This window comes from Staphylospora marina (assembly GCF_003856495.1).
Classification (GTDB): Bacteria; Bacillota; Bacilli; order Thermoactinomycetales; family Thermoactinomycetaceae; genus Staphylospora; species Staphylospora marina.
This window is the reverse complement of record NZ_CP034118.1, coordinates 1,374,719-1,388,720: the sequence shown is the minus strand read 5'-3', so window position 1 is coordinate 1,388,720 and position 14,002 is coordinate 1,374,719. Positions and strand designations below refer to the sequence as shown.

The 14,002-nt window shown below is 56.7% G+C and carries 13 protein-coding genes; 12 read left to right on the top strand and 1 reads right to left on the bottom strand.

The window, feature by feature from the left end:
• Nucleotides 1-34 precede the first annotated feature (34 nt).
• From EG886_RS06975 to EG886_RS06935, 9 genes are all read left to right on the top strand, one after another.
• Nucleotides 35-781 carry a sugar phosphate nucleotidyltransferase gene (locus EG886_RS06975; protein WP_124727458.1) on the top strand — a complete coding sequence of 249 codons (747 nt, stop codon included), beginning with the start codon at nucleotides 35-37 and terminating at the stop codon, nucleotides 779-781.
• Complete coding sequence (rfbB, locus tag EG886_RS06970) at nucleotides 778-1,770, top strand: dTDP-glucose 4,6-dehydratase (RefSeq protein ID WP_124727457.1); 993 nt, start codon at nucleotides 778-780, stop codon at nucleotides 1,768-1,770. Before EG886_RS06975 ends, rfbB begins: the two co-directional genes overlap by 4 nt.
• Nucleotides 1,767-2,630, top strand: a complete 864-nt coding sequence (gene rfbD / locus EG886_RS06965; protein ID WP_124727456.1) for a dTDP-4-dehydrorhamnose reductase — start codon at nucleotides 1,767-1,769, stop codon at nucleotides 2,628-2,630. The genes rfbB and rfbD overlap by 4 nt, the downstream gene beginning before the upstream one ends.
• Nucleotides 2,623-3,078 (top strand): dTDP-4-dehydrorhamnose 3,5-epimerase family protein, encoded by a 456-nt coding sequence (locus EG886_RS06960; RefSeq protein ID WP_124727455.1) that lies wholly within the window; start codon nucleotides 2,623-2,625, stop codon nucleotides 3,076-3,078. The genes rfbD and EG886_RS06960 overlap by 8 nt, the downstream gene beginning before the upstream one ends.
• Nucleotides 3,079-3,090: 12 nt before the next feature.
• Nucleotides 3,091-3,966 carry a hypothetical protein gene (locus EG886_RS06955; RefSeq protein WP_124727454.1) on the top strand — a complete coding sequence of 292 codons (876 nt, stop codon included), beginning with the start codon at nucleotides 3,091-3,093 and terminating at the stop codon, nucleotides 3,964-3,966.
• An 8-nt stretch (nucleotides 3,967-3,974) separates the two neighbouring features.
• A complete protein-coding gene (locus EG886_RS06950) occupies nucleotides 3,975-4,781 on the top strand; it encodes a glycosyltransferase family 2 protein (RefSeq protein ID WP_124727453.1) in 807 nt (268 codons plus the stop codon).
• Nucleotides 4,782-4,910: 129 nt separating this feature from the next.
• Nucleotides 4,911-5,879, top strand: coding sequence for a CgeB family protein (locus tag EG886_RS06945; RefSeq protein WP_164491711.1), 969 nt, complete (start codon nucleotides 4,911-4,913; stop codon nucleotides 5,877-5,879).
• Between the two features lie 63 nt (nucleotides 5,880-5,942).
• Nucleotides 5,943-6,494: an adenylyl-sulfate kinase gene (gene cysC, locus EG886_RS06940; protein WP_124727451.1), complete on the top strand. Its 552-nt coding sequence runs from the start codon at nucleotides 5,943-5,945 to the stop codon at nucleotides 6,492-6,494.
• The gene (locus EG886_RS06935) at nucleotides 6,491-7,876 is read left to right on the top strand and encodes an alkaline phosphatase family protein (protein ID WP_124727450.1); all 1,386 of its coding nucleotides are present in this window, start codon (nucleotides 6,491-6,493) and stop codon (nucleotides 7,874-7,876) included. The genes cysC and EG886_RS06935 overlap by 4 nt, the downstream gene beginning before the upstream one ends.
• Nucleotides 7,877-7,971: 95 nt before the next feature.
• Here the strand turns inward: EG886_RS06935 and EG886_RS06930 are convergent, their stop codons facing one another.
• A complete protein-coding gene (locus EG886_RS06930) occupies nucleotides 7,972-9,324 on the bottom strand; it encodes a sulfatase family protein (RefSeq protein ID WP_164491710.1) in 1,353 nt (450 codons plus the stop codon).
• A 321-nt stretch (nucleotides 9,325-9,645) separates the two neighbouring features.
• On the opposite strand from EG886_RS06930, the gene EG886_RS06925 reads away from it, so the two are divergent.
• The 3 genes from EG886_RS06925 (at nucleotide 9,646) to EG886_RS06915 (ending at nucleotide 13,996) form a co-directional block, all read left to right on the top strand.
• Nucleotides 9,646-10,662 (top strand): CgeB family protein, encoded by a 1,017-nt coding sequence (locus EG886_RS06925; protein ID WP_124727448.1) that lies wholly within the window; start codon nucleotides 9,646-9,648, stop codon nucleotides 10,660-10,662.
• A 185-nt stretch (nucleotides 10,663-10,847) separates the two neighbouring features.
• The gene (locus EG886_RS06920; protein ID WP_124727447.1) at nucleotides 10,848-11,849 is read left to right on the top strand and encodes a LacI family DNA-binding transcriptional regulator; all 1,002 of its coding nucleotides are present in this window, start codon (nucleotides 10,848-10,850) and stop codon (nucleotides 11,847-11,849) included.
• A gap of 53 nt (nucleotides 11,850-11,902) precedes the next feature.
• Nucleotides 11,903-13,996 (top strand): amylo-alpha-1,6-glucosidase, encoded by a 2,094-nt coding sequence (locus EG886_RS06915; RefSeq protein ID WP_124727446.1) that lies wholly within the window; start codon nucleotides 11,903-11,905, stop codon nucleotides 13,994-13,996.
• Nucleotides 13,997-14,002: the final 6 nt, after the last annotated feature.

Genomic DNA, 14,002 nt, shown 5'->3' with positions numbered 1-14,002 from the left:
TGATTCTGTCCGAGTGAGAAAGGGAGGGGAACGGATGAAGGGAGTTGTTTTGGCGGGGGGGACCGGTTCCAGGCTGTTTCCGCTCACCAAAATCACCAACAAACATTTGTTGCCGGTCGGCAAGTATCCGATGATATACCATCCGATTTCCAAGCTTGTGGAATGCGGCATCCGTCAAATTCTCATCGTTACCGGCGTGGAACACATGGGAGACGTGGTGCGGTTGCTCGGCAGCGGAAAAGATTTCTCCGCGGAGTTCACCTACCGGGTGCAGGATGAGCCGGGCGGAATCGCACAAGCTTTGTCGTTGGCCGAAGAGTTTGCGGCGGGAAATCGGGTGGTGGTGTTGTTGGGAGACAACGTGTTCGAAGATTCGCTGGTTCCTTACGTGGAGGAGTATCGCCGACAGTCTTCCGGGGCGAAGATTCTGCTCAAGGAAGTTCCGGATCCTCACCGGTTCGGCGTTGCGGAAGTCCGGGGGAACCGCATTCTTTCCGTGGAAGAGAAGCCGGACAGGCCGAAGAGTTCGCTGTGCGTGACCGGGATCTACATGTATGACCGGAACGTGTTTGATTATATCCGGGGGCTGACTCCATCCGCACGGGGAGAATACGAGATCACCGATGTGAATAATCTTTATATTCGGAACGGACAGATGACATTCAATGTTCTCAAGGGATGGTGGACCGATGCCGGTACGCCGGAGTCACTGCTTCGGGCCAACCGGTATGCCGCCGAAACGGTCCTTCAAAGCTTCCGTACCAAAGGAGAATCGGAATGAAAACGGTGTTGGTGACCGGTGGAGCGGGATTTATCGGGAGTCATTACGTTCGGTGTCTTCTGGAATCCGAGCGGGAGGTTCAAGTGATCAATGCGGATGCACTCACGTATTCGGGGAATCCGTGGAATCTCCGATCGCTGGAAGGGCATCCCCGTCACCGGTTCGTGAGGGTGGATCTCGCGGATTCGGATCAGGTTCGAAGATTGTTCCGCGAACATGCGATTCATCAGATCGTTCATTTCGCCGCCGAATCCCATGTGGACCGAAGCATTCGTTCTTCGGCTCCGTTCGTCCGTTCAAACATCACGGGAACGCATCATTTGTTGGAGGCGGCCCTGAAGCATGGGGTGGAGAAGTTTGTTCATATTTCGACCGATGAGGTGTACGGCAGCATTTCCGAGGGGCAGGCGGACGAATCGGCTCCGCTCAAGCCGTCCAATCCTTATTCAGCCACCAAGGCGGCCGCGGATCTTCTGTGCCTTTCCTTTTTTCACACCCACGGGTTGCCCGTCGTGGTGACACGCTGCACCAACAATTACGGCCCCCGTCAATATCCGGAAAAATTGATTCCGCGGATCATTTTCCGCCTGATGAACCATCTCCCCGTGCCGATCTACGGTGACGGCCGTCAAGAGAGAGAGTGGATTTTTGTGACGGATCATTGCCGCGCGGTGGAGCAAATCCGACTTCACGGAACTCCCGGAACGGTGTACAACATCGGAACCGGGGAAACGCTGCCCAATCTGGAAGTGGCGCGGCGGATTCTCGCCATGATGGGAAAGCCGGAATCACAGATCCGTTTCGTCGAGGACAGGCCGGGGCATGATGTGAGGTATTCACTGGATGCCTCCAGAATCAAAAGCGAGCTCGGCTGGGAGCCGTCGGTTTCTTTCGATGAAGGGTTGGAGCGGACGGTGGATTGGTATTTGAACCATTCGGATTGGTGGGAATCCGTGAAGAGACGGAAGACGGGAGGAGAGCAGTGGTGAACGTCCTGGTGACCGGAGCGGGCGGTCAACTGGGGATGGATGTGGTCCGTCTCTTGCGGGAGCGGGGACGGAATGTGACGGGGTACACCAGAAAGACATGGGATGTGTCGGAGCACCGGCAAACCGTTGCTGTTCTGGATTCGATGAATCCTGATGTGGTGATCCATTGCGCGGCTTGGACCCGGGTGGATGAAGCGGAGCTGGATCCGTCCGGTGCTTTCCGGGACAACGTGCTTGCAAGCCGTTTGCTGGCGGAGGAATGTTCCCGCCGGGGCATTCGATTGGTACACATCAGCACCGATTATGTGTTTGACGGAGCCAAAACGGACGGATACGTGGAAGAAGATGAGACCCGTCCCCTGAACGTGTACGGAAAAACCAAAAGGCTTGCGGAAAAATGGGTGCTCCGGTTGGCACCGGACGCCATGATCCTCAGAACTTCCTGGTTGTACGGGGTCCACGGAAAGAACTTTGTGTATGCCATTCTTGAAAAATTGGAACGTGGATTGCCGTTTTCCGTCGTGAATGATCAGGAAGGGTGTCCCACTCATACACTGGAACTGGCATCCCTGATCGACCGACTCTTGGACCGGTGGATTTCGGGGATCGTTCACGCCGGTGCCGGAGGCCGGTGCACCTGGTACGAGTTTGCCGGGGAGATCGCACGCCTGTCCGGACAAAAGTGCCCCATGCACCCGGTCTCTTCGGAAGAGATGGCTCGTCCGGCCAGAAGACCGGCCTGTTCCGTATTGCTGCCGCGAAGGCTGGAACGGGAAGGGGTCGCGCCGATCGGACATTGGAAGGAAGGGTTGGAAGGTTTTTTCCGGTGCTTGCGGGAGGGAGAAAGAACCGATGATTGACGGAGTCGTGTTCAAAAAGCTGGTCAAACATTGCGACGACCGGGGAACGTTCATGGAGATTCTCCGCGAAGACGACGGAATTCTCGAGCGTTTCGGCCAAGCATCCGTTTCGATGACGTACCCCGGTGTGGTCAAGGCCTTTCATTACCATGAACACCAGGATGACGTCTGGTATTTTCCGGTCGGCAACGCCCAAGTGGTTCTCCACGATCTTCGGGAATCCTCACCGACGGCGGGGCAGACGGATGTTTATTACATGGGAGAAGAAAATCCGTCCATTTTGTTGATTCCCAAGGGAGTGGCTCACGGGTATCGCGTGCTGGGGCACAAACCGGCAATGATTGTTTACTTCACCACCCGGCCGTACAATCCGGACCATCCCGATGAACATCGGCTTCCCTGGGACGACCCGGCCATCGGGTTTGACTGGCGAACCCGGTTCAGGTAGGGAGGAACCGTGATGGAAGAAACAGAAATCCGGACGTTCCGATTTCCGTCCGGATTGCCGGGAGCGATGACGGGACGGTTTCCGGACTGGGAAGACGGGATGTCGGTGACCCGGGCGGCCGATGTTTCGAAGGTGAGCATCGGAACGGGCGGAACGGTTCGGCTTTTCAACCCGCCGGCGGAACTGATCCGAACCTTGCCCGAAACGCTCGAGATTCATGCGGCGTTTGACGAATTGCCTCCTTCCGGTATGATCCATGTGTTCCGAAAGGCTCGTGTCATCGTTCCGTCGCTGGCATTTCGTTCGGTCTTCAGACGGCACGGGGTGGAGGCGGAACTGGTCCATCCGGATCCAAGGTCGCCCGAACGGATCGAAGAAAGACGAAAAATGCTGAGGAGAACATACAAAATTCCTTCTTCCCGGGTGGTGGCATGGGCGGATGAACGTCTGTTGTCTCCTTCGTTCCAACCTCTCGTCCTCGAGGTGCTCCGGCAGGCGGTCAAGGGAAGGAACAATCTGACGGCCGTATGGGTTTCCGAACGTGCAGATGCCGGCAAACACGGTCTCAAGGTGCTGAAGGCCCGGGAAGTGGACAGGGAAAAAGGTTGGTTGGCCGCCGATCTGGTGATCACCGCCACATCGGTTCGCAGGTCCCTGGTTCCGGTTCATTTGCCGCTTCTTGCGGCAAACATCGCGGTGTTCGCCGATGAGGGGGGCGATCATGCCGAATGGGTGAATCACCTGTTTACCGGTGCGGTGATCGGGCGCAAGACGTTTCTCCGGGAACTTCGTCATTATCTGGAGAAAGCCGTTCGTGATCCCGCCTGGCTGGAGGGATTGAAGCACAATGCCGGAAAGATGGCGCAGCATGCCGTGCGGGAGGTGTGAGCGTGGGGATGACGGCCAGCATCATCATTCCGAATCACAACGAATGGCAAACTACGTGGAATTGCATTCGGGGAATCCGTGCGCATACCCCCGAGTCGCACGAAGTGATTCTGGTGGACAACGGTTCGGACCGGATTCCCGAATGGGGAAGGCAAGATCGGGAACTCACCCTGATCCGCAACCGGTACAACCGGGGATTTGCGGCAGCCGTCAACCAAGGATTGCGTGCGGCGACCGGAGAATATCTCGTTTTGCTCAACAATGACACGCTTCCGTCACATCGCTGGCTCACCCAATTGCTGCGCGTGTTTTCGCACTTGCCTTCCGTCGGGCTGGTGGGGCCGGTTTCCAACCGGGTGATCCCCGAGCAAAAGATTCCGGTGACTCTGAGGTCCGTCGAAAAAATTCATCGCTTTTGCAAACGGTTCAACCGGCCGCGGCCGGAAGAATGGAGAGAAGTCCGGCGACTTTCCGGATTTTGCCTGGTCATGCCCCGCGCCGTGATGGAGAAAGTCGGAATGTTGGATGAAAGATTCGGACTGGGAACCTGCGAAGATGACGACTATTCCTTGCGGGTGAGACGGGCGGGATATCGTCTGATCGTGGCGGGGGATACGTATGTGCATCATTTCGGCAGCACCAGTTTCCGAAAACACGGGTACCGGGAGTTCCGAAAACTGTTGAACCAGAATCGACTGTATTTCCTGCACAAATGGGGCATTCTTCCGGAAACCGCGGCATCCTCGGGGGGACCGGAAAGCGTTCCGACGGCTCCTCCGCCGAAATCCGATTCGACGGAAAGAGCCGGCCCGTGACATGGTCCCGTTCGGGGGAACCGTGCTGAACGTCCACGGCGCGGCCGGGATGCCCGGATGTGCAGATGCTCGTGCGGACGGTGCCTCCAAGGACGACAGTTCCGGGCAACCTGGAAGGAGGGGTGGCGGATGCGAGTCGTGTTCGTGCCTTCATCGGTCCGAAAACCGTTTGGATTCATAGACCGGTCCGTCATGACGGCGCTCAGAAGAAGAGGGTGCAGAGTGAGATTGCTTTCGCCTTCCGATTCACCCGAACGGGATTGGAAGAAAATCATGAAGCGATGGAGACCGCAACTGCTGCTCGTCATGCTGGGAGTCCGGCTTTCACCGGTCTTTCTGGAGTGGTTGCAAACCGTTCGGGTGCCCCGCGCCGTTTGGTTCACCGATGATCCGTATGCGATTGATGTCTCCCTTCGGATTTGTCACGCGTTTGACTGGGTGTTCACCAATGAGAGCGCGGCGGTTCCCGTCTATCGGAGCTTCGGCGTTTCGCGCGTCCATCATCTGCCGCTCGCCGCCCCCGTTCCGGCCTATTCCCCGGTTGCCCGGATCAAAAAGGTGTACCGGTCCCAATTGGTCATGGTGGGATCCGCGTTTCGCAACCGGGTGTCCGCCATCCGCAGATTGGGACCGTTTCTCCGAAACTACCAGGTAAAACTGGTGGGACCCGGCTGGAACATCGTGAACGGTCAATCCGGCATTCGCGTTCGGAATGAATGGGTGAAGCCGGAAGAAGCCCGCCAATATTACAACGGGGCGGACATCGTTCTCAATTTTCACCGCTGGCACAAAGATCCTCACTTGAAGCAAAACCGGAGGGGCGTGAGAGCCGACACACCCAACAATCGGACGTTTGAAATCGCCGCGTGCAGGGCGTTTCAGCTTCTGGATTACCGGCCGGACCTCGACCGGTTCTTTGAACCCGGCAAAGAGATCGTTTCTTTTCGCACGTCGGAAGAGTTCAAAGAGCTGGTGCGATTTTACCTTCCGAGGGAACGGCTTCGCCGGGAAATCGCGGAAAAAGCGTACCGGAGGACCATGGCGGAGCACTTGTACGAGCATCGGATCGACATATTGCTGGACACGGTGTTTTCATAGGTCATCCGACCCGTTTCGAAAACCCGGCCGCGGACATATATTGTCGGGGCGGGAGGTGGAATGATGCGAAACGGATGGACCCTGTGGTTCACCGGTTTGTCCGGGGCCGGCAAGACGACGGTCGCCCGGTTGGTGGAGAACGAACTTGTGAAACTGGGCAGGCCGCGCGTGCAACTGTTGGACGGGGATTTGATGAGGGAAGAAACCCATCGGGATTTGGGATTCACCCGTGACGACAGAATCATTCACATCAAGCGCGCGGCATGGGTGGCCGCGTTGTTGAACGGCCATGGCGTGGCGGTGCTCGCTTCGTTCATCACGCCGTACCGGGAGATGAGGGAATATTGCCGCAGACGGATTCCCGGGTACCATGAAGTGTATGTGAAATGTTCGCTGGAGACATGCATCGAGCGCGATGTGAAAGGTTTGTACCGAAAAGCCCTCGCGGGGGAGATCGACCACTTTACCGGCATCAGTGATCCTTATGAGGAACCGCCGGACCCGGATCTCGTTCTTGATACAGAAACGGAAACTCCCGAGCAGAGTGCCGGGAAAGTGCTCGATTTTCTGGAGAGTCGGGGATTGATCGGTGCGGGGAGAGGAAGTCGGGGATGAAGAAGAACAAGGTGATGGTGATCGGACTGGACTGTGCGGAGCCATCCCTGGTGTTTGACAAATGGAGAAACGAATTGCCCAACCTGCGAAAGCTGATGGAATCGGGCGTCCATGCACGGATGAGGAGCTGTGACCCGCCGATCACCGTGCCTGCATGGGCGTCCATGATGACGGGCAAAGATCCCGGACAGCTGGGGATTTACGGATTTCGCAACCGGGGAAGCCACCGTTATTCCGACATTCGCATCGTGGACAGCACGGCGCTCGAGGAACCCACGGTTTGGGACCTCCTCGGCAAACACGGGTTGCAATCGATCGTGATGGGGGTTCCGCCGTCTTATCCACCCAAGCCCGTGCGCGGTCATCTGATTTCCTGTTTTTTGACCCCGGACCGATCCGTGCCGTACACCTGGCCGAAATCACTCGCGCGGGAACTGGAGGAGCAGGTCGGTGAATACAGGTTTGATGTTGCTCGCTTTCGTACGGACAGGGTGGATGAACTGTTGGAAGACATCCGGCAAATGACACGAATCCGTTTCGCCGCCGCCCGCTGGCTGATTCAAAACAAGCCATGGAATTTCTTCGTGATGGTGGAAATAGGCGTGGACCGCATGCATCATGCGTTCTGGCATTTCATGGACGAACGGCACGTTCTGCACCGTCCGTCACCCCACAAAGACGCGATTTTCGACTACTACCGGTTGGTGGACGGTGAAATCGGAGAGCTGTTGTCTCTGGTCCCGCCGGAGACCCGGGTGTTTGTCGTGTCGGATCACGGGGCCAAACGGATGGACGGCGGCTTCTGCATCAATGAATGGCTCATTCGCGAGGGGTACCTCCGGTTGAAAAAAATTCCCGAAAAGCCCGTTCCGCTCACGCCGGACATGGTCGACTGGGAACATACCAAGGCCTGGGGGTACGGAGGATATTACGGTCGCCTTTGCATCAATGTGAAGGGGCGAGAGCCGCAGGGCACGGTTCCGAAAAGCGAATACGAATCATTCAGAAACCGCCTGATCCGTCAACTGAAGGAACTCGTGGATGATCAGGGGAGACCGCTCAACACCAAAGTGTTCAAGCCGTCCAAACGGTACAGACGGGTTCGCAACATACCGCCCGACCTGTTCATCTACTTCGGCGACCTGTATTGGCGCTCGGTCGGCAGCGTGGGACACGGCAAATTGCATCTTCGCGAAAATGACACCGGTCCTGACGGGGCGAACCATGATTACGACGGCATCTTCATTTCGGCTCCCAATCATCCGGCTCCCGGCGGAAAGAGGCTGCCGCGGATTCACCTGATGGACGTGGCGCCCACGATCCTGCACCAGTTCGGAATTCCGCCGCTCAAGGGAATGCAGGGGAAAGTGATTCCGCTGTGACGCAAACGGGCACCTTCGGGGTGAAGGTGCCCGTTTTTTTGCGTTGTCCGGGAAAAACGCATGCAAGAAAGCCCCGACATCCGGGGCTGCATCCGTCAATACCCCAGTTCGCTGAGCCGTTTTTTCACGAGCTCCTCTTCGGCCACGGTGGCCCGGTGCATGCTCACTTTGATTCCGCCGGACAGCGGATCCTTTCGGCGGTATCTCCTGAGCATCCCGCGGACCCAGTTGTTCATGCGGGTCTGAAGTGCCCGGGCCACATTGGGATGTCGGGAGATCACGTTGCGGGTTTCCCCGGGATCGGACGGAAGATGGTAAAGCTCCAACTTGGGATTGCCGTACACGTCCCGCTGCAACGACTGGATCAGTTTCCACCTGTGGGTGCGAATGCTGCGTTTCAACTGCCAGTTGGCTTCGCAGGAAACGGCGAACGGGCGGATCTCTTTCTGTTTGCCCTGGATGAGCGGAAGCAGCGAGCGTCCGTCCAAACGGCCGACCGCGCGCGGTTTGCGGATGCGGGCCAGTTGCAGAATCGTCGGGAACAGATCCGCGTGCTGCACGAGAGCGGTGACACAGCGATTTCTGGGAAGCGTGTTCGGCCAATGGATGATGAGCGGCAAGCGTACGGTGGTGTCGTACAATCCGTGATGGTCGAAATAAATGTTGTGTTCACCGAGGCTTTCGCCGTGATCGGATGTCAGGATGATACAGGTCTCCTCCAGAATGCCCATGTCGGAAAGAGCGTCCAGCAGCTCACCGATGTAATGGTCGACATGTTTGACGGCGGCGTCGTAGCGATTGCGGATTTGCGTGGCGTTCAGGTTTTGGGGGTTGTACTTGTTGATGAAACTCCACAGCGGCTCCCTGAGCAGTTTTTTTAGCGGAGGCTCTTTTGCGGTCGCGGACGTGCCCGTTTCTTCCGCCCAGCGCGCGAACTCGGTGTCCGGCATATAGGGATAGTGAGGATCCCAGTAATGGAGGAACAGGAAAAAATGTTGCTCGTGTTTGTGTTTTTTCAGCCAGGGGATCGCCAGCCGATTGATTTCCTGAGCGGGGAGATCAAGGTGCGTGTTCCGTGACTCGGAAGGATCCAGGTAATCCCTGTACCCGCGTTTGAACCAGAGATTCGGCTTGCCGGTGATCCGATGGTTGCAGTCCACGGCGGCGGTCACATATCCGTTTTTTTGCAGGACTTTCGGCAGCGGAATCAGACGTTCCGGGATCTTCACGGGTTTCATGTTGACAATGCCGTGCTGATGGGGGCTTTTTCCGGTCATGATCGTGACGAAAGAGCTTTGCGTGACATTGTTTTCGGCGATCAGGGAAGGAAAGAGAATCCCGTTTTGGGCCAGTCGGTCAATGTTGGGGCTGATGTCCGGCCGGTGGGAACCGCAACAACCCAGCCGGTCGGCTCTGAGCGTGTCTATGGCGATGAAGATGAGTTTCACCCTTCCACCTGCCTTTCTTCTCCGTGTACAAACGTTGTTCAATCCAACATATGAGATCTCTTCCGGAGGGGTGCCGGTGTCACCGGGACAGGGGAGGATAGACCGACGATGATTTTCGAAGGTCGGGTCACTTTTTTCCGGAGAAAAAATAAAATGAATCAGATTCGTAGAAGCCGTTTCATGCGCGTGAATGTTGCCGGATGACGTGGGAAATGCATGAACGCCCATGGGGGCCGGGCGGTTTTCATTGCGCCGGTGCGCGGTTGAAGCCGGCGCGACGTTGATCCGGTATGAGAAACAAAAGGAAAGGACCGAATCGGGATGCGCCTTTTCTATATTTCTTCCGGCTGCGGATTCACGTTTCAGAACCATCTCTCGGACGAAGATGAAAACATCATTCATGCGTTTCAGGAACTGGAGAAGTTGCAACCGCCGTTCAAGATGGAGAAATTCCTGATCTTTCGGGAATCTCCCGATCAGTTGTACTCCAAAATCAAGAAGTTTCGCCCCGATGTGATTCTCTCATTCAGAGGGGCTTGCCTGCCTTCGCATGTGGTGTACAAACTCCGTTCGTTTCGGGTGCCGATCGGCGTGTGGACCGTGGATGATCCGTATCGGTTGAAGACGCACGCCACTTTGGTCAAGCCTTACCATTTCGTCGTCACACAGGACAGCGGCAGCGTGGGATTTTACAAAAAACTCGGCAAGCCGGCCGTTCATGTTCCGCTCGCGGTGAATCCCGCAAAATACCGACCGGTTTCCGTTCCTTCGAAATACAGGAGCGACATCTGCTTCGTCGGCAGTGCTTTTCCCATCCGAATCGCTTACTTCGATGCGCTCGCTCCGCTTCTCAAGACTCGGAAAACCATTATCGCCGGTCAGTGGTGGGACCGGCTGAAACGTTATCATCAACTGAGATCATGCATCCACAACAAGCCGATTCCCCCGTCGGAAGTGATCAAGTACTACTGCGGAGCCAAGATCGTTCTCAACATCCATCGCACCAGAAATGATCGGAACGACAATCCCCTCAACGTGCCGGCCTGCACTCCCAACAACCGGACGTTTGAAATCGCCGCTTGCCGGGCCTTTCAGCTGACCAGCTGGCGCCGGGACCTGAAGAAGATGTATGAACCGGGAACGGAAATGGTTTTCTTTCGCAACTTGAATGATCTCAGGGAAAAGATCTTGTATTACCTGGAACATCCCGAGGAACGGGAAGCAATCGCCGCCCGGGCGTACGAGCGGACGGTGAAGGATCATACGTATGTCCATCGCCTCAAATACTTGCTGCATCTGTTGGAATCCAAAGGCTGGGTCAAACGCAAGTCCCGTTGACTTCCTGATTGAGCGCGACTGACGGCATGACGTCGTCGTGATCGTGCCGGGAATGGCGAAAAAACGCTCCTGCGAGGCGGGATTTTCTTTTTTATGGATAAATAAATATCGGTGACAAAAGAAAACATTGACATTAAATCTGATATTTTTTACAATTGATCCGAAAACGTTTTCGGAGGATCTTGATGAAAAAAGTAACCATCAAAGAATTGGCGGAAAAAGCCGGAGTATCGATCACCACCGTTTCCAGGGCGCTGAACGGGTATAAAGACATCAACCCGAAAACCAAAGCGCGCATTCTCCGACTTGCGGAGGAAATGGATTATCAGCCGAGTGGAATCGCACGAAGCCTCGTCACGAAAAAGTCCCGGACACTGGGCTTGATTGTCCTGGATTTCACCCGGTCCCGTCGTGGGCATCATTTTCTGTTCGATATTATTTACGGTGTCAATGACCGGGCCGCCGATCTGGGATATGACGTGGTCTTGGCCGCCGGCAGTCCCCATCGTCCGCAAGGAATTTCATACATGGAGCTGTGTCGCAGGCGGCAACTGGACGGAGTGATTTTGCTGGGAGCAAAGTTTCAGGATCCGTACTTGCATGAAGTGTTGGAAGCATCGATTCCCTGTGTGTTGATTGATATTCCTCTCACGGCGGAGCGGTGCAGTTTCGTCTCCGTGGACAACGTGAAAGCGGCAAAGTTGGCCGTGGAGCATCTGATCGGGCTCGGTCACCGGCGGATCGGATTCATCAACGGACATGAAGACGCCTACGTGAGCCGGCTGCGCCTCCAGGGATACCGTGAAACCATGCGGGAAGCGGGCTTGGAAGAAGCGGTGTTTCACGGAAACTTCGAAGAGGAATCGGGAACGACGGGCATCCATCACTTGCTTGAAAACCATCCGGATCTCACCGCCGTATTCTGTGCGAGCGACTGGATGGCGATCGGGGCCGTCAACGGTTTGAAGAGGATGAACAGGAGCATCCCGCGGGATTTGGCTGTCGTCGGTTTCGATGACATCGAACTCGCCAGGTATGTCTCGCCGTCCCTGACCACGGTCCACCAGCCCCGATACCGGTTCGGACTTGAAGCGGTGAATGCGCTGGTGCGCCTGTTTGAAGGAGAAAAAGGGGAATCGGTCATCCTTGAACCGTCTCTGATGATCCGCGAGAGCACCTCCGGTTGATCGAATTCGGGTCTTTTCGAAAACGTTTTCGGGAAGCTTTGGGGAGGATTCAGATGAAACAGTTGATCAAAGACGGAGAGGTATTTCTGTTTTCGGATCCCGAAGGAACCGTTCCCGGGGGCAATGCGGAAGGATACGGATTGTGGCGGAGGGACATGCGCCATCTTTCCACCCTGGAGTGGGAGCTGGAAGGGGTCGGTCTCGTGACGCTTTCCTCTGAAGCCCGTGGAGCGAGGGGGAAGACGCGTTACACCAATCTGGAGGTGAAAAGCGGGGACGAAGTGCTCTTCTGGCGGGAGTCGCTCGAGATCATCCGGGAGCGTTGGATTGACGGAAGCGTGCTCCATGACCGGTTTCGTCTGACCAATCTGGACCGTCGTCAGCTTCGATCGCACATGGTCATCCGGGTCGATGCCGACTTTGCGGACATGTTTACGGTCAGGGGATTCGCCGGAGGAAAGACGGGGAACAAGCGGCAGTCGGAATGCGGACATTCGTCCGTCCGGTTTGTGTATGAAGGTGTGGACGGATTGGTTCGTCGCACCTCCGTGTCGGTGGACACCGATGCGGAAACGGATGAGGAAGGCCGGTTCCGGATTCCCGTCCTGCTGGAGCCCGGCGAGAGCATGTCGGTGACGCTCTCGGTCGTTTCCTCCGAAGGAGACGAATCCCCCGAAGTGCTGAGTCCCGATGAGTCTTTTCTCAGGGTCTTGCGGAAGGAAGAACAATGGCGCACTTCCTGTCCAGAGGCGGAGACGGATTCCGTGGCGTTCAAGGGAATGCTGGAAACGGCTCTGGGAGACTTCCGGATGCTTCTGACAGATGCGGGGGACGGAGAACTCCCCGTGGCCGGACTTCCGTGGTTTGCGGTGCCCTTCGGACGCGACAGCCTGATCGCGGCTTGGCAGGCCTTGCCCGTTCGTCCGGAGCTGGCGTTGGCCGTCATCCGAACCATGGCCCGTCATCAGGGAAGCCGCCTGGATCCCTGGAGAGATGAAGAGCCGGGGAAAATCATGCACGAAATTCGCAGGGGAGAGCTGGCCAATTCCGGCCAGGTGCCGTTCACTCCGTATTACGGATCGATCGACTCCACGCCGCTGTTTCTGATCCTGATGGCCGAGTATTGGCGATTCACCGGAGATTTCGAAACCATCCGGACGTTCGCCGATCACGCACGCAGGGCGTTCGAATGGATGGATCGTCACGGCGATCCGGACGGAAGAGGGTACACTTCCTATGTCCGCAAATCGGAAAAGGGAATCGACAACCAAGGATGGAAAGATTCTGCGGATTCCGTCGTTCACAAGGACGGCAGGCTCGCCGAGGCCCCGATTTCGTTGTGCGAGGTGCAAGGCTACGTCTACATGGCCAGAACCCGCTGGGCCGAGTTGTTCCGTTTGCTGGGAGACGAAGAGACGGCGAACCGGCTGCGTGAACAGGCGGAAGATCTCAAGCGTCGCTTTGCGGATGATTTCTGGATGGAGGACGAGTCTTTCGTGGCACTTGCACTGGACAAGGACCGCCGCAAAGTGGGAGCGGTCACTTCCAACCCGGGCCACTTGCTGATGACGGGAATCCTCGATCCGGACAAAGGGGCCCGTGTCGGCCGACGACTGTTGGAAAGCGACCTCTTCAGCGGATGGGGAATCCGGACGATGAGCGATCGGGAAAAGGCGTACAATCCGATGAGTTATCACAACGGATCCGTATGGCCGCACGACAACTCGCTCATTCTGCTCGGTCTGTTGGAAACCGGGATGACCGACGAGGCCGCCCGGTTGATGGCAGGGTTGATCCGGTCCGCTTCCTGTTTCGGGGATTACAGACTTCCCGAACTGTTCTGCGGCTACGGAGAAAACGAAGGAAATCCCGTTCCGTATCCCGTCGCTTGTTCTCCGCAGGCGTGGGCGGCAGGTGCCGCGTTTGTCCTGCTTCGCGCGATGGCGGGCATGTTCCCCGATCCGGTTCGCAAGCAGGTGGAACTCGCTCCCGTATTGCCGGAAGGCGTCAACCGACTGCTGATCCGGCGACTGAAAGTGGGGGAAGGGGAGCTGGATTTGGCTCTGGTCCGTTCGGAAGCCGGCGTTCATGTGTCGGTTCTGCGCAACACGACCGGCTGGTCCGTGCTCCATCGTTCCGTCCGGTGAAAAGAC